Origin of the sequence: Methylophilus sp. 42, assembly GCF_000384155.1 — a bacterium.
Classification (GTDB): domain Bacteria; phylum Pseudomonadota; class Gammaproteobacteria; order Burkholderiales; family Methylophilaceae; genus Methylophilus.
This window is the reverse complement of the sequence record NZ_KB913031.1, coordinates 1,608,478-1,624,372: the sequence shown is the minus strand read 5'-3', so window position 1 is coordinate 1,624,372 and position 15,895 is coordinate 1,608,478. Positions and strand designations below refer to the sequence as shown.

Genomic DNA, 15,895 nt, shown 5'->3' with positions numbered 1-15,895 from the left:
GCTTAGGCCACTTTTTAGCATCATCTTCTGCAAAAAAGATAATGACTGCCCCACCAGGTTTGTCCGTGGTTATAGCCAAACAGTTCGGCACAAACCATAAAGAAAATACGCCAGCGCTGACGCCAGACTTCGGCATCTGCCTCACCGTAGATGGCCTGAAAAAGTGGCGTCAGATCATGGTGGTGCTTATCCATATTTGCCAGCCAGGCATTAGCCGTTTTTTGGTAATGCGTGCCGCTCCAGCGCCATTTGTTAATGACCTTCAGCTCGTCTTGAAAATAAAGCGGCAAATCGTCGCTAGGCATTATTGTGCCTTTGAAGAAATGCTGATTTAACCAGTGATCCCTTGCGTTCAAGTTCAAGTCCGCGTCGTTTATACCCAAGGCATAAGGCGTGTTTCTATGCACAAATATATGTTTGAAAAACAGGCCATCGGGCTTGAGCCAGCGTGCCACCTTGGCATACAGCATCGGATAATGTTGCATGGGCTCGAACATTTCTACAGCCACAACACGGTCGAAGCTTTGCTTGGTGTCAAACAGGTTAATGTCAGCCATGATGACCTGAATATTAGACAGCCCGCGCGCTTTGGCTTGCTGCATGATATGTTCACGCTGCAAACTCGAACTTGAAACCGCCGTCACCTGCGCATTAGGATAATGGCTGGCCATCCACAATGTCAGAGCGCCCCAGCCACAGCCTAATTCCAGTATTTGTAAAGGCCCGCCCAAACGCGCCAGTGAGCAGATTTGCGCCAACGCCAGATGCTCGGCTTCATCCAGGGTTCGTGTATCTGGCAACCAGAAGCTGCTGCTATATTTGCGGTTCATCCCCAAACAATATTGATAAAACGCTGCTGGGATTTGGTCATGTATTGCATGTGCCTCTTCAGTGAGTGGGGCGATTTCTGCTAACTGTATATGCTCAATACATTGAATCAGGCGTGATTGCGCAAGCTCACAATCATCATCGGTAATCAGTTGCAGCCTGGCTTTACAAAGTGACCTGATGCCTTGGCGAATCAATGCATCAGGCAACCAACCCTGCTCAGCGAGTTTGACGGCTAATGAAGATTTTTTGAATCTAATTATCATGATGATAATTATTGTACAAACCAATTAATAATGTCTATGGCCATTACGGGCTACTGGGTGTTTTGTGGTTTAAATTCCCCATGGCAACAGCGCACTGTTAACGTGTATACTAATCTGTATACCTTATGGGATTTTGATATGAACCTGGCATCTCACAAACAGATTACCCGTTGCCTAACCGCAGCAGTTTGCGGCCTCCTGCTGGCCTGTACGCAAGCGACCAAACCGGTGGCACAAAACCACCAACAGGTAGATTGGCCTAGTTATGGCTTAAATATGGCATCGCAGCGTTTTTCCGCGCTGTCACAGATTAATCAGCACAATGTTGCCCAGTTACAAGCGGCATGGTCTGTAGAAACAGGGGTTAAAGCGACGTTTCAAGCCACGCCTATCGTCGTGAATGGCATCATGTATGTCAGCCTGCCGTTTAATCATGTATTAGCCCTGGATGCTGCCAGCGGCAAGCAATTATGGAAATACTCGCACGTGCGCAAAGCAGACTGGCAAATGTGCTGTGGCCCGGCCAATCGCGGTGTCGCAGTGGCAGAAGGCAAGGTGTTTATCGGCACGGTAGATGCCAGGCTGATCGCGCTTGATGCCCAGAGCGGGCAAAAATTGTGGGATATTGATGTGGCAGCCAATCAGGTGAATACCGAACACCAGGATGCCTTAAGCGGCACTGACCCCAATAAAACACGTAAAGTCACCGGCGGCACCGGCGTTGGCATCGCCATGGCGCCAGTGGTTTATCAGCATAAAGTCATTATTGGCATTACCGGCGTCGGTTACGGCCTGCATATCGACAACCCGCGCAGTGATGCGCCCTTGGGCGCGGTGATAGGTGTCACCGGGCGCTATGGCCGCCCAGGTTTTCTGGCGGCGTTTGATGCCAATGACGGTCATCAGGTATGGCAATTCGACACGATTCCCAAGCAAGGCTGGGAAGGGCAGTTTGCAACAAAAACGGCTGATGGCAATCAATTCGATCGTGATATTGCGGCAGAACAAGCCGCCCTGAAAGACTATCCAGATGCTGCGCGCTTTGGCGGTGGCTCAGCCTGGAGCACGCCAGCCATTGATACCGCCAGCCATACCCTGTATTTTGGAACGGGTAACCCTTCACCACAAATGAATGATGTTTCCCGGCCTGGCGATAATCTTTACACCGTTTCGCTGGTTGCACTGGATACAGAAACCGGCAAATACAAATGGCACTACCAGCAAGTGCCACATGACTTATGGGGATATGATTTGGCGAGCCCGCCGGTATTGTTTAACTACAACCACCAGGGAAAAACCATCGCCGCCGTCGGCCAGGCCAGTAAAACGGGCTGGTTCTATATTCATGACCGCACCAATGGGCAGTTCCTGGCCAAATCAGTGCCATTTGTGCCACAACATAATCTATTTAAAAAGCCGAGCCCTGAAGGCACGATTGTCTACCCGGGCATACTGGGTGGTGCGAACTGGTCACCAGTCAGCGTTGATGAGCATCAACAAAAGGTGTATGTCGCGGCCATGCACAGCCCGATCAAATACAGCGTACATGAAACCGAAGTCAACGCGGGTGAAAAGCCTATCCGCTACGCCGCCAGCGAGCCAACAGATGATGCGCGCTGGGGTTTATTAAGTGCCATTGACCTTAAATCCGGGCAGATTGCCTGGCAGCACAAAACCAGCCAGCCATTGGTAGGCGGCGTGCTAGCCACAGCGGGCGGTTTATTATTTTGCGGAGAGGGTGATGGAAAGTTTGCGGCCTATGATAGTCAAACTGGACAATCATTATGGCAATTTGCATCTGAATACGGTGTCAACGCACCACCAATTACCTATCAAATGAATGGCGAACAATACATTGCGGTAGTGAGTGGCGGTAACTCTCTATTTGGGTTTAAACAAGGTGACCGTATTTTGACATTTAAATTACCGTCAAAGCATTAATCCTTTTTTAAAATCCCAATCAATTAGATTGATTACTATGCATTTGCTTAATGGCTAAAAATGCCATTTTTTTCTTGAAAAACATGTTGTTAGGTTTACAGAATATCGCGTAAACAGTTAGAATGGCTACGATTTTTAAATTGCAGTTTTATGATTATAAAAATAAGCCGTGGAGTAGCCCGTTAGTACTATTGTGTATCTAACCGTTGTCACAAATAATGAGTATAGTTTTTTAGATTGTATTAATCCTTGGAGAAGTAGTAATGTTTCAAACCCTGAAAAAAATTGCAGTCGCTGGCGTATTCGGCATTGCATCCGTTTCTGCAGTACAAGCGCAAGATTTTGGTCCATACACCACCAGCCAAAGCCTTGATTTCATTCGTGCAATTGCTGATGCAGACTATGTCAAAAACACCGGTGCCTTGAATGCAAGAGGTTCTTACTTTGAAGATATTTATGAAATCAACCTGACTCAAGTGTCTGATTTTTCATACAGCATCACAGAAATCACCACAGGCAACAATGCACAGTATGACGTGACATTTATGAACTATGGTTTTTACGATGCGAACGGCGAAGCTGTGACCACATTGACTAGCCTGGCAGCTGGTACTTATTTCCTGACTGCTACCGGCAAACTGTCTGGTTCTTTGGGCGGTGACTTCAATGTCAGCTTCAACATCAACCCGCTGACACCAGTACCAGAAGCTGATTCATATGCTTTGATGCTGGCTGGCTTGGGCTTGATGGGCTTGGTAAGCCGTCGTAAAGCTAAATAAGTTTCCACTTATTTGGTAAGCAAAAAAGGGCGCTTAGCGCCCTTTTTTTATTCAATGATAAAACACACCTGACCGCTATTCAGCGCACGTTTATAAACAGCGTGCTCTTTACCATCCTCACACAATTTAATTGATACAAATAAAATACTTACGTGTTTTCTTAATTTAGTATTTAATAGCTCTTGCAGCGCAAGTACCGAAACTGATTGATCCTTGATGTTAAAAACAAGAAGGGAGTCATAATGCTTAGTCGCAAGGTTTCATCAGTATGAGTTCGCAAAAAAAAGAAGTGTGGGCGCTGGAATCCGTCATTATTTATGGATTCATCAGTTTCTTCGCATTACTCGTTTTGCTTGGCATTACCAGCATGGTTTACCTGCAGCGCTTTGCTGAAAATAACCGCTGGGTCAGCCACACCAACGAAGTCATCTCCAAGCTGGATAAAGGCCTGGTGCTATTCAATCAACTGGAAGTTTCACAACGAGGCTTTCTGCTCACGGCTGATGATAGTTCTATTACACGCCGCGACGCTGCGTTAGCCGACTTGCAAAAAGACGTCACAGAACTTGCCGTACTGACCAAAGATAATTACTTCCAACAGCAGCAAATCACCCAATTAAGGCAATTGATTGATAAGCGGATTATTTACTTTAATCACATTATTGAGACTGCACGTACCACTTCGGCCGATAAATTAAAAGAGATTCTACGCAAAGACTATATCCGCCGCGAAGACATGCTTGAAATTCGTGGGGTCTTTAGTGCGATGTCGCTTGAAGAACAGAACCTGCTTACCGACCGCACACTATCTGAACAGAGCCACGCCAAAGACCTGCTGACGCTGTTTGCGGTGATGTCTATCGCCATTTTGATTTTTTTCCCACTGCTGATCTGGCGTATTCAGCGCGACCTCCATATTCGCAAGCAAGCCTCTGCAGAACAAAGGCGACTCACGGATATCCTTGATGCTTCACCGGACCTCATCGCCAATGCGAACCTGCAGGGGGATTACTTTTACCTGAACAGAGGCGGGCGCAAGCTGTTGGGCATTGGTGAGAATGAAGACATCGCATTTCAGGGCATTGCACATATGCGACCAGAGTGGGCGGCAGATTTAATCCAGCACAAGGCGATTCCTGCTGCATTGAGTACTGGCGTCTGGAGCGGGGAATCGGCATACATTACCCGTACTGGCATAGAAATTCCGGTCTCGCAGGTGATTGTGGTGCATAAGGATGCCGATGGCGTGCCGACACATTTATCCATGGTTGCACGCAATGTCAGTGACTTTAAACAGATTGAAGTCGACCTAACCCATGCAGCGACTTATGACCAAACGCATAGTAAGGTCTTAAGGTTATTTAATGCCAACTATGACCGCTCGAAGATTTTGTCAGGCATGCTGGATATCCTGGCCAACAATCATGCGCTGCCGGTCTCGGCCATTTATGGCTATGACGAATGGAGTGGATGCTATCGCCTTGAAAGCACACATGCGGCCCCGGTAGACATTCTCAATGAGTTTAAATTGGGCCATGGCATAATCGGTGAGGCTATTCAAAAGAACCAGACACTGATACTAAGCGATATTGATGTACTGCCATCACTGACTATTGAAACGGGGCTGGTGTCTATCAAGCCGACCGGCATCATCATCTGCCCGGTCACTTATCAGGAGAAGCGCCTGGCCGTGCTGGTGCTTGCCGCCAGCCAGGTCATTACCGAGCGTGACCAAACCTTTATTGAGCGCTTGGCCGCGCAGCTTGGTGTCGCGCTGCATAATATTCAACAATATGGTGACCTCAAGTTACTGGCCGAACAACTGCACCTGCGCAGCGAAGAAATCGGCTCGAAAAACGAGCAGCTACTCGAAGCAGACCGCATGAAATCTGAATTCCTGGCCACGATGTCGCATGAACTACGCACACCACTCAATGCAATTATCGGCTTCTCCGAGATATTGCGGGATGGCTTCGTTGGGCCGTTGGCCGATAAGCAAAAAGAATACGTCAGTGATATTTTTGAAAGCGGGCAACATCTGCTGTCATTGATTAATGATGTACTGGATCTGTCAAAAATTGAAGCAGGCCGCATGGAGCTTGAGCCGGAGATCGCCGATGTTCAAGTGCTGTTGCAAAACAGCCTCTCTATTATTAAGGAAAAAGCAGCGACGCAACATATCAAGCTGCAAGCGGACTTATCCGAAGACTTGGGCAATGCGTGGCTGGATGCACGCAAGGTAAAGCAGATTATTTATAACCTGTTGTCGAATGCCGTAAAATTTACGCCCGAAGGCGGGCAGATTACGTTGCAAGCCAAGCTGCTTGAACGCGCAGCCGTCCTTGAGCAAATCAAAGATATTCCGCAGCACCAGATAGCGTCCATAGGTAACGCGCAACAATTCATCCAGATATCCATTACTGATACCGGGATAGGCATTGAGGCGCAGGACATTGAGCGCCTGTTCCAACCCTTTGTTCAACTGGAAAGCACGCTTTCCAGGCGTTTTGAAGGCACAGGACTGGGGTTAGCGCTCGTGCGCAAACTGGCAGAGCTGCATGGCGGAGCAGTCGCAGTCAGCAGTACGCCAGGGGAGGGCAGTACGTTCACTGTCTGGCTGCAATATAAGGTCAATCTGCTGGCCCCTGCAAACCCCATTAACCAGGCAAAAGAAACCGCCAGTCAGTTATTAAATAAAGAATCACCACATGTGCTGGTCCTGGAGGATGATGACCGTGCCGCCGACTTGATCAGGTTGCAACTGGAGTCAGACCATTGCCGCGTGACGCGTGCGGCCACGGCCGAAATTGCCCTGGCCATTTTGGCAGATGCTGCACCGCCCGATTTAATTACGCTGGATATTTTGCTGCCGGGCATGGATGGCTGGGAATTTTTGGCTAAACTCAAGGCCAATCAGAAACTGGCCCATATTCCGGTGGTTATCCTGTCTATTGTCGCAGACAGTAATCGAGGCTTATCACTTGGTGCCGCACAGGTATTACAAAAACCGGTCTCTGCCGATGATTTGCAAACTGCGCTTGGCAAACTGGGGTTTACATCCCCGACCAATGATCAAGCAAGCGTGAAAGTACTGGTTGTCGACGATGACCCTAAAGCTGTAGAAATCATTTCATCTTATCTTGAGCATGCAAGATACTCGGTGATGCGGGCTTATGGCGGCCATGAGGCCACTCAAATAGCCAAGCAACAGAAGCCTGACCTGATTATCCTCGATTTGATGATGCCTGAAGCCAATGGTTTTGAGGTAGTCGAAGAGCTGAAACAGGACAAACGCACGGCAAAAATTCCTATCATTATTGTCACCTCAAAATTCCTGGCGCCTGAAGAACACCACATTCTCAAGGGCCATGTATTAGCCGTTCTCGAAAAGTCTGAATTTAATCACGGTAACTTTTTAAGTGAAGTGCATCGCGCATTGGCTGGCCAGGCCAAGCAGCCATAATATAAAGAACATAGGGGCGAGCATGGCAAGAATACTTATTGTTGAAGACAATCCTAACAATATGAAACTGGCGCAGCTGTTGCTTGAAAGCGCAGGGCACGAGGTATTGCAGGCCGTTAACGCCCTGGATGGCCTTGGTATTGCACGCAGCTTGTTACCCGAAGTAATCCTCATGGATATTCAGCTCCCAGGCATGGATGGCCTGACTGCGACACGACTGCTTAAAGAAGACAGTCAAACTAGCCATATCAAGATTATCGCGCTCACCGCCTTTGCCATGAAGGGGGATGAAGAGAAAATGCGCCAGGCGGGGTGCGACAGCTATATCGCCAAACCTATCCGCTATAAAGAGTTTCTGCAAACAGTGGATGCCTTACTTTAAAGCAGAATTCACCAGAAAATAAGCTCGCAGGGGACCCGGCACATGGATATGAAAGTCACGCGCAAGACCATTCTGATTGTCGATGATGAAGAAAATAATCGCGCCTATCTGGAAGCGTTGCTCACCGCTGAAGGCTACGCCACACTACAAGCCCACGATGGCAAAATGGCGCTTGAAATGACCTTAAGCCATCAACCAGACCTGATTTTGCTGGATGCCATGATGCCGGTATTGAACGGCTTCGAGCTGGCTGAGCAATTGAAAAATAATGAAGCGACGAAAATCATCCCAATTATTATGCTCACGGCGCTGATAGACCGCACCTCGAGAATGCGTGCCTTGCAATGCGGTGTTGAAGAGTTTGTCACCAAACCAGTAGACAGGGCCGAGCTTTGGATCAGGGTGCGTAACTTGCTGCGCCTGAAAGAATATAACGACTTTCTGACTGACTATAGCCATACACTGGAGATACAAGTAGAAGAGCGGACCGCTCAATTGCTCACCAGTTATTTTGACTCCATGTTCAGCATTATGCGTGCCGCCGAATTTAGGGACAAAGAAACCGGCGACCATATTCACCGCATTGCCTTTTACTGTAAGGAACTGGCCGCCGATTTGGGCATGGACTCAAATTTTATTGACACCATTTATCATGCCAGCCCATTACATGATGTCGGAAAAATTGGTATTCCGGACCATATCTTGCTCAAGCCAGGCCCGCACACTGATGAGGAATGGGAGGTCATGAAAACACATACCGTATTAGGTAACAGCATTTTGGGACACGGCAAAAGCACCTCACCATTTACCATCATGGGTGCAGAAATCGCCTTGAACCATCACGAGCGCTGGGATGGCAGTGGTTACCCCAATGGCTTAAAAGGCGAGGAAATCCCATTATCCGCACGCATCATGATGATGAGTGATGTATATGATGCGCTACGCAGCAAGCGCCCATATAAATCCGCATTTACGCATGAACTCACTTTGCAAATCATCATGCAAGGTGACGGACGAACACAGCCAGCGCATTTTGACCCCGTCATACTCAACGCATTCAAAAAACTCGCCAATCGTTTCAGAGATATCTTCGACGAGCATGCAGACGATGCAGATTAAGCATTTACCAGATTTCAACAACGTGCTTTTTCTGTTCAAGCAACAGGGTAAACATCTTCATCCATTATTTAACATAATATACATTATGCGAATATTAATACAAGTGTATCAATGCCATTGCCGTAAATGCACATTCAAATTATTTAACAATAGTCACACCAGTTTAATTAACATATGGAAAACAAGTGTTAACATCCGGATGTGGTTTGCAAGGTTTTACGGGAGTTGCTATGCAAGACAGAAAACGCTTAAAGAAATTACATACACAATACAGCTTAATTTGGTGCCTCAAGATTGGTGAATATCTGGGAACGCTGTCCATCGCTGAGCTCAGGCAGCTACTGGATGTCAAATCAGATGTGATCGATCGATGGCTATCCGGAAAACAAACTGCGCCTGATATCAAATTGAACATCATTAAGAGGCGGGCATTTGCACCCTATCGTATCGGCCACCGTCAAAGAGTATTAAAAAGCTATGCCGATGAAACCACGCTAGATGCAGAATTAGTTGAAACCAAGTATTTATGGAAAATGATGCTGTTTGATGAGATGAACACGCTCACCAAGCGACGTTACTGCAAGCGTTTAAAAAAGGAACTGTTGCTAGGATAATTAAAATACCATTTTATCGACTGGAAACAGACGTAAAAAAGCCAGTCACATTGGACTGGCTTTTTTATATCACCCTACTCATATCACTTGAAAGATATTTTAAAACAATATCTTAAAAGCACTTCTTCAACTACTTTGTTTGGTGGGCTGGGGTCAACAAAACAAATCTATGAAAGCCTTTAAATAAGGCAATTATTGGATTATTAATTTTGTAGTTACCCCCAAAGTTACCCCAAAATCACATGTCTGAAGCAAAGAAATTTCCTAGTTGCCCTTTTCTATTCTGACTGATTTCGTATCTACACCGTATTCAACATTTTCAATTTCCCTTATTTGAATTGAGTCCGAAATTAACTGAAGTGTATGCAGTTTCCCATCAAACAAATAGCCATTGTTATTTGATGAATCACCATGCTCAAAGTACGAAATTACCGGATCGTATATCACATCACCATTTTCATAAAAAGTGTACAAACTAGAAGTGAATTTGCGACCAGGTTTATTGAAAGTACGCATAACAATACTAGCCTTGTTGAACAGGACTATGTTCATAGGTGGTTTACTATATTTATTCGCAACCTGAATGGAGCGAAAAATCACACCATCGAGATTTAACATTTGATGGCTTGCCAGAAAATCAGCAATAACTTGAGTGACAAGGTAACCAGCATCACTATGTTCAGGCATGACTGGCTTTACCAACTCCTCTTCTAGCTTCGTTAAAAACTTATGGCGCCGGACTTTATTCAAAGATTGTTTGTCAAAAATGCTGTAGTCAAATTCTGAAACTACCTCTTTGAATCTTGTTAAATCAAGCAACCTTACTTCTCGAATCACTTTGAATTTAGCGATGGCAACTTTACTACCTACTGGAGGACGCACTTCTGCTAATGCGACTTCAGGCAAATTTGCTCCATAGAATACAGATATGCCTTTAGCATTCATTCTCCCAGCTGTGGCTTTTGGATTTGGCGGCGGGCCTAACTCTTTTTCCGGGTTGAGCAAAGCCTCTTCAAGATCATTATCATGTTGAAAAAGCCTTGCGCGGTATAAGGTACTCAACTCATGCTCTGGCGTGATTTCTAAAATTAATGACTTACCGTCCGAAGTGGGTACTTTATCAATATCATCAAATACCATTTTCATTAAATCTAGAGCCTCAGAATTTAGAAAACGGCATTCATTTTTTAAGCTGTAACTCATTGAGGCCCAGTATTGTTCGAACCAGGACTCTGCACCAGCTTTTATAAATGAGGTGTCTGAAGTTGGATTTGATTGAAAAATTGAAACGTTTTCCCAGAACGAGTAAATGATTTTGCTTAAATCATCTGCGATTAGCTCGTCAATAGGCTGAATTTCTTTCCAGATTATTGAGTATAAATCTTCGCCCTTTGTTGGATAGCCATGGTCTTCAGCAAGCCTTTCATCGATCTCCGAGTAAGTGTCTGAGAAAGCTTTATCGAATATATGAGCTAAATCAACCAAATCAATACAGTCGTCTTCACTTTGACAATAAGTGCAGAAATTACGATGCCTCGGATGAGCGCTAATTATCTTTTTTAGATGTGCATCACCAATACATTTAATACAAATTGTCTTATGTATAGGGTCAATATTAAACATGGTACTAGGTTGAAGATCCGACCTTTGGTGAAATTTCATTGAGATAAGCTATGAGGGCTTTCAACTGCTCTTTATTAGTTGCCAGAGGATATCCAGCTGCTTCTGATCTCAGAATGTCATGGTGATCTACTGACATTAAACCGAATCTCAAATAGTCTTTGTATTCATCAAGAGACATGTCGCTCATAGTTTGGACGTCTACTGCTGTGACTTCTTGATTTTTTGTGGTGGTCTTGTACGGCATATTTTCTCCAAATTTCATTCAACAATTCATCTGCAAAATTCACTACTCAGGTTAACCCCTAGAGATTAATTATAGAGTCGATTATTTGCTAGTCTTACACTCGGTCATTTATTGGTTTTTCTTAGCTTTCGAACATAAAGGATCTGCACTCCCCTATTTTCGTTCGCATTTGCAACTGCTTCCACTCTGTACGTTTGTTCTTTCAAAACGCTGAAGTACAAACGCCTTCGAAAAAAAAGAACAAACGCTTCTGGAGAGAAAGCACAAACGCTTTTTGCACTCAAAAACGAGAAAACTAACAAACAAACAGGCACTGATTGAATAAATTTTCTCTGCCAACTTGCTCAAAACTCTTGCTGCACAAGGGGTTGAGGGGTGCTCAAATTAGATATCAAAAAAAGAGATTTGCTTCGAAACCTACCATATTTCTCATGGTAACGAAGGTATGCTGACTAAGGCTGAACCCAAATGCAGAAATTCATCCTCTATTACCCTACCTAAATAAGTAATCTCGACTCCGCCAGGCGGTTGAATACGTGGGCGGTAAAGCATATATGGCTTAAAGCCAAATCGATCTGCTACCGCCAATTGAATGTCTCCCCCGACACTAGGGTAGTCACCTGACCCTATGCATTGCCCAATTACTCTCTTAGGTGCCCGTGTGGTCGTTCCCTCTGCATCAATAGCTGCCGTGATCAACTCGGAAATTTCCCTTGAATAATCTCCAAGATATACAAATTGCTCATTAGAGAAGTCCACATAGCTCGATTCGATGCCATACATTCCACCCTGCTGGATCACAGGCCTGATTCTAAAAAGTCCTAATGTTTGCTGAACAGGACACCATCCAAATATTGCTACTTCAAACATAGCATCACGTCCCATAGTTACTCTTAGATCGTCAAAGGTAGCTGAAAGGTAATTGGCAATATACTCACCCACTTCGGTCAGGCTTGGGGAGTAAGGCTCTCTATGTATTAAATTGGTTAATAGTGGAACAAGAGCTAGATAGGTATTTTGACCGACTAGAGTGCTTCCAGCAAAAGCATACCCATATGAATGATTAGAACAAATTTCACTAAAAAACCCTTCGGGGCCGGGTACCCGACAAGTCACTGGCAGCATAAATAGTTTTGCAGCATCTCCAATCAATGGCGCTGGTCCTCTAGAAACTAAGCTGTCAGCGACTGCCCACAAGGTCGGGTGGTCAGGATTTTCTGTATTTCGCCATATAGCGATCGCGGTCATAATTACACCCTAAATTTAGACGTCAGCTTATATTAACTGCAGTGGTAGTCGCGAATGGACTCGAACCAACGATCAATCAAACTCCCTTATACGTTTAACTGCTATGCCGATTTCTTTCGTCAAGCCAATCCCTACAAAACTCAATCACAAGGCCGGTTATATGTGTAATTGCGTTCACTGCTTGAACTCGAAACTCTTCCGGTATGTGGCTTTGTGTTGGCCCAATTATGATCTCAACTTGGTTCTCCTGTTTTTGATTCCCAAACATTCCGAAAATGTGTTTCTCGGATAAATGAATAAAACCAGATCCTGAGTCATAAACGGGCACAATCCATGGTGCAAGCGCAGAATATTTACCCACCAAATATGCGTCTGTCATCTTAAAACCATCACGATCTTTTATCTTTCGGATTGATTCGCCGTTAAGAATCCTCTTTGCCAATTCACTACGGTCATTAACCAGAGTAGTGGCAAATAACCGCAACAAGCTATCAAGTTGCATACGAACAAATGGAATAGCAGCAAAGTAATTATTGAGCTCGATGAGTGTAATGAAACCGTGAATGTTTAACTTAGACCTGTTTAACGCTGCAAAGATTAAAAAGTCCAGGGTGTACATGTTGCCGCCATCGGATTTCATAATCGCCATGGCTAATTTGGTCACCTCCTCGTCTACTAGGTTTAACTCAGCCATGCTGCTGATAAACGTTTTTTCATTTGGTTTAGACATCTTTAGCCTTCCTGCCTCTACCAGTTCTCGGCAGGAAAAATTCTCCGTCCTTTGTCACGACTGGATAGAGAAGATCGAAGTATCTATCAGCCAAAATTTTCACAGCTGCATTATTGTTCTTAACTTTTTCGCCCCACTCTCTTTGAGCCAACCAATATTGATCTTCAAGATGGTCAGCAAATTTTGCATCGTGCCTACTTAAAAGCGAGTAGGTGGACAACATATCGAGATCTTTGTCGGTATACCTTTGAGCATGTACATGTGCCCCCCTGGTTCGGTTAATTCCACTCAGGGGACTAAGAATATGTTCATTTACAATCGGCAGAATTTGGGGCTTTCTGTATAGCCTGCTCATACGCTTAGCATACGTATCTAAGCGTTGACCCAATATATACATCTCTTGAAAATATGCACCAACAAGAAACTTGAAATACTCGTCCGGCAAGATTGCTTTCGACCGTGGAGGTGCTACCCGAATCAATGTTTGGCAAAGCTTTAATGCATCAATCGTGCTCACTATCTCGGTGAATCCATAAAAAACGGTTGAGAACAGTGCATCGGTCGGACTTGCTGGAAGTTCGGTCTTATTCTTCCTCGCTTGCCATGCTGGCTCAAGGTACTCAGTTGAGAAATCCAGTATGGTTTCTTGATATCGTTGGAATCCCTTCGAGTCTTGCTTTGCTTGCTCCTGAGGCTTCGTCATTAGCCATACTCCCCTAGTTATTTATTCACTTTACCTTCAACAAATCAGCCCAGTCACCGGTGTAGTTTGGACTCTTAAAGCTTCGCCGCATCTGCCATGGCTTCTCCCCGCCTTCAGCTGCAGTCGTGATGGTGCCCTTCGCATACTTTTGATTAATTTTATCCATGACGGCCATTAATGCCTGAGACTTAGGGTCATTATCGGAAAAGCCGAACATATCATTTTGAAGCAGGCCGCCAGGGAGGGTATCTAGCAGCATCACGCCGCATTTCTGGTAGTAAATGCCGGGTCTGTAAATCTTCTTCAAAAGCCATAAGGCTGTCTGTGTGATCTTTGGTGTTGAATTAGTGGGCGCCGGAAAGCCTACCGAGATTTGACCAGGATAAAACTCTGCCTGGTCATGCGGACTATTTTGCGCAAATACATAGACGCCATTGGCAAATAGTCCTTTGCTTCTCATTCGTTCAGCTGCAATCCCAGCATGAAAGGCAACAGCCTGAGTAAGATCTTCTATCGTACTGGCACGAACGCCAAACGAACGAGAACTCATAACTTGTTTGGCTTCTGGCAACTCATCTTCCATCTCAATCCAGACTTCACCGTTAAGCTCTCTGACTGTGCGCTCAAGGAGCACGCCAAATTCATCACGAATTCGCTTTGGATCAGCATTCTTGAGCCTTAGCACTGTATGCACGCCAAGTTTATTTAATCGCGCCTCCAGTCTGCGCCCTACCCCCCAAACTTTCGATACTGGCAATTCAGCCATGATTGCATCAAGTTCAGGATCACTCAGGCTAGTCAGGTCACAAACACCATTCCAGTGAGTCTGTTTTTTGGCGCAGTGATTGGCCAGCTTTGCCAAAGTCTTGCTATAACCAAAGCCCACGCAAATAGGCAAGCCGGTGGAGTCTTTAACTGTCTGTTTGATTGTCTGACCGTATTTAGAAAATTTGACTTTGATGCCGGTCATTTCCAGAAAGGTTTCATCAATGGAGTACTTCTCCATACGCGGTGAGAACCTGGAAAGAATCGATGCAAACCGATTGCTCATATTTGCGTATAGCTCGTAGTTTGATGAAAAAACCACTGTCCCAAGCTTGCGTGCAGCGTCCTCTATTTCAAACCAGGGGCGAGCCATGAAAATATCTAAGCTCTCTTTGGCAAGCTTATTTTGTGCGATCACACACCCGTCATTATTGGATAAAACGACAACGGGCTTTCCTGCAATGTCTGGCCGGAATACCTCTTCGCATGATGCATACATGGAGTTGACGTCTGCAAGCGCAAAGCAACGTCTAGGAGAATGAGTTGATGCCATGCTGTACAACGCCCCAAATTACGAGCTCCTGGCCATCAGAAAATTCTATTGGTGGGTATGCCTTCGCTTTATTCTCGGAAAGCAGTCTAACTATGCTCCCGCGCTTGTACAGGCGCTTGATCATGTATTCCCCATTAACTATGGCTAAAACTATGTCTTTTGATTTGGCTTTAGGTGCCAGCGCCTTGTTCACAATGACCCAAGAGCCGGGCAATATCCCTGCATCGATCATAGAATCAGCATCTCGATCTAGCTGGACAATGAATGTTGCCGGTGGATCAGTAACGAGAAACTCATTAAGGTCCAAGTCTTTCATCTCGTAATCTTGGGCAGCAGACGCAAAGCGCGATTGCCCTGCGTTCACCTTTCCCTCAAAGATAGGAATGCGTGTGAGTGATGGATTTAAACTGATTGGAGTTGCAATAAAAGGCTGGGTAGTTGCCTCATTAGTGTCTGACTGGCCGAGGCGCTTTCTGTCTGCATAGGCAGCTATGAAGTCAACAATCAATGGCTTTTGACTGACAGGTACCCTTATGACAGTGGTTTCTTCCGAGTGCTGGCCAAATCCTGACTTTCGGCCTGCGCCAACTCGTTTACCACCATGTTTTTTTGTGACTTCATCATTCATCTTGAAATT

Annotated in this window: 14 protein-coding genes; 6 read left to right on the top strand and 8 right to left on the bottom strand. The window is 45.4% G+C overall.

Going from position 1 to position 15,895, the window contains the following annotated elements:
- Window positions 1-20: 20 nt before the first annotated feature.
- Window positions 21-1,094, bottom strand: a complete 1,074-nt coding sequence (locus MET42_RS0107975) for a cyclopropane-fatty-acyl-phospholipid synthase family protein (protein ID WP_019882365.1) — start codon at window positions 1,092-1,094, stop codon at window positions 21-23.
- Between the two features lie 30 nt (window positions 1,095-1,124).
- Between MET42_RS0107975 and MET42_RS0107970 the strand changes: the two genes are divergently transcribed.
- The 6 genes from MET42_RS0107970 (at window position 1,125) to MET42_RS0107945 (ending at window position 9,392) form a co-directional block, all read left to right on the top strand.
- Window positions 1,125-3,035, top strand: coding sequence for a PQQ-binding-like beta-propeller repeat protein (locus MET42_RS0107970; RefSeq protein ID WP_019915244.1), 1,911 nt, complete (start codon window positions 1,125-1,127; stop codon window positions 3,033-3,035).
- A gap of 263 nt (window positions 3,036-3,298) precedes the next feature.
- Window positions 3,299-3,814 carry an FxDxF family PEP-CTERM protein gene (locus tag MET42_RS0107965; protein WP_019882363.1) on the top strand — a complete coding sequence of 172 codons (516 nt, stop codon included), beginning with the start codon at window positions 3,299-3,301 and terminating at the stop codon, window positions 3,812-3,814.
- A gap of 268 nt (window positions 3,815-4,082) precedes the next feature.
- Window positions 4,083-7,277 carry a response regulator gene (locus MET42_RS0107960; protein WP_019882362.1) on the top strand — a complete coding sequence of 1,065 codons (3,195 nt, stop codon included), beginning with the start codon at window positions 4,083-4,085 and terminating at the stop codon, window positions 7,275-7,277.
- Window positions 7,278-7,299: 22 nt separating this feature from the next.
- Entirely contained in the window at window positions 7,300-7,659 is a 360-nt protein-coding gene (locus tag MET42_RS0107955; RefSeq protein ID WP_024931246.1) for a response regulator, read from the top strand.
- 42 nt (window positions 7,660-7,701) lie between these two features.
- Window positions 7,702-8,778, top strand: coding sequence for a two-component system response regulator (locus MET42_RS0107950; protein ID WP_019882358.1), 1,077 nt, complete (start codon window positions 7,702-7,704; stop codon window positions 8,776-8,778).
- Window positions 8,779-9,008: 230 nt separating this feature from the next.
- Window positions 9,009-9,392 (top strand): hypothetical protein, encoded by a 384-nt coding sequence (locus MET42_RS0107945; protein WP_019882357.1) that lies wholly within the window; start codon window positions 9,009-9,011, stop codon window positions 9,390-9,392.
- Between the two features lie 264 nt (window positions 9,393-9,656).
- Here MET42_RS0107945 and MET42_RS0107940 read toward each other — a convergent pair whose 3' ends face one another.
- From MET42_RS0107940 to MET42_RS0107910, 7 genes are all read right to left on the bottom strand, one after another.
- Entirely contained in the window at window positions 9,657-11,015 is a 1,359-nt protein-coding gene (locus tag MET42_RS0107940) for an RES family NAD+ phosphorylase (protein ID WP_019882356.1), read from the bottom strand.
- A 4-nt stretch (window positions 11,016-11,019) separates the two neighbouring features.
- The gene (locus MET42_RS0107935; protein WP_232411391.1) at window positions 11,020-11,277 is read right to left on the bottom strand and encodes a hypothetical protein; all 258 of its coding nucleotides are present in this window, start codon (window positions 11,275-11,277) and stop codon (window positions 11,020-11,022) included.
- Window positions 11,278-11,688: 411 nt separating this feature from the next.
- Window positions 11,689-12,507, bottom strand: coding sequence for a hypothetical protein (locus tag MET42_RS0107930; protein ID WP_019882354.1), 819 nt, complete (start codon window positions 12,505-12,507; stop codon window positions 11,689-11,691).
- Window positions 12,508-12,601: 94 nt separating this feature from the next.
- Entirely contained in the window at window positions 12,602-13,237 is a 636-nt protein-coding gene (locus MET42_RS0107925; protein ID WP_019882353.1) for a hypothetical protein, read from the bottom strand.
- Window positions 13,230-13,940, bottom strand: coding sequence for a hypothetical protein (locus tag MET42_RS0107920; RefSeq protein WP_019882351.1), 711 nt, complete (start codon window positions 13,938-13,940; stop codon window positions 13,230-13,232). The genes MET42_RS0107925 and MET42_RS0107920 overlap by 8 nt, the downstream gene beginning before the upstream one ends.
- A gap of 25 nt (window positions 13,941-13,965) precedes the next feature.
- Window positions 13,966-15,258, bottom strand: a complete 1,293-nt coding sequence (locus MET42_RS0107915) for a Y-family DNA polymerase (RefSeq protein ID WP_029512370.1) — start codon at window positions 15,256-15,258, stop codon at window positions 13,966-13,968.
- Window positions 15,236-15,886, bottom strand: coding sequence for a LexA family transcriptional regulator (locus tag MET42_RS0107910; protein WP_019882349.1), 651 nt, complete (start codon window positions 15,884-15,886; stop codon window positions 15,236-15,238). The genes MET42_RS0107915 and MET42_RS0107910 overlap by 23 nt, the downstream gene beginning before the upstream one ends.
- Window positions 15,887-15,895: the final 9 nt, after the last annotated feature.

Excerpts from the sequence above, each read along its gene's own strand:
- MET42_RS0107935 (WP_232411391.1), bottom strand. The coding sequence starts at position 11,277 with ATGAAATTTGGAGAAAATATGCCGTACAAGACCACCACAAAAAATCAA.
- MET42_RS0107940 (WP_019882356.1), bottom strand. The coding sequence starts at position 11,015 with ATGTTTAATATTGACCCTATACATAAGACAATTTGTATTAAATGTATT.
- MET42_RS0107915 (WP_029512370.1), bottom strand. The coding sequence starts at position 15,258 with ATGGCATCAACTCATTCTCCTAGACGTTGCTTTGCGCTTGCAGACGTC.
- MET42_RS0107975 (WP_019882365.1), bottom strand. The coding sequence starts at position 1,094 with ATGATAATTAGATTCAAAAAATCTTCATTAGCCGTCAAACTCGCTGAG.
- MET42_RS0107910 (WP_019882349.1), bottom strand. The coding sequence starts at position 15,886 with ATGAATGATGAAGTCACAAAAAAACATGGTGGTAAACGAGTTGGCGCA.
- MET42_RS0107970 (WP_019915244.1), top strand. The coding sequence starts at position 1,125 with ATGTCTATGGCCATTACGGGCTACTGGGTGTTTTGTGGTTTAAATTCC.
- MET42_RS0107920 (WP_019882351.1), bottom strand. The coding sequence starts at position 13,940 with ATGACGAAGCCTCAGGAGCAAGCAAAGCAAGACTCGAAGGGATTCCAA.
- MET42_RS0107955 (WP_024931246.1), top strand. The coding sequence starts at position 7,300 with ATGGCAAGAATACTTATTGTTGAAGACAATCCTAACAATATGAAACTG.
- MET42_RS0107950 (WP_019882358.1), top strand. The coding sequence starts at position 7,702 with ATGGATATGAAAGTCACGCGCAAGACCATTCTGATTGTCGATGATGAA.
- MET42_RS0107925 (WP_019882353.1), bottom strand. The coding sequence starts at position 13,237 with ATGTCTAAACCAAATGAAAAAACGTTTATCAGCAGCATGGCTGAGTTA.
- MET42_RS0107960 (WP_019882362.1), top strand. The coding sequence starts at position 4,083 with ATGAGTTCGCAAAAAAAAGAAGTGTGGGCGCTGGAATCCGTCATTATT.
- MET42_RS0107930 (WP_019882354.1), bottom strand. The coding sequence starts at position 12,507 with ATGACCGCGATCGCTATATGGCGAAATACAGAAAATCCTGACCACCCG.
- MET42_RS0107965 (WP_019882363.1), top strand. The coding sequence starts at position 3,299 with ATGTTTCAAACCCTGAAAAAAATTGCAGTCGCTGGCGTATTCGGCATT.
- MET42_RS0107945 (WP_019882357.1), top strand. The coding sequence starts at position 9,009 with ATGCAAGACAGAAAACGCTTAAAGAAATTACATACACAATACAGCTTA.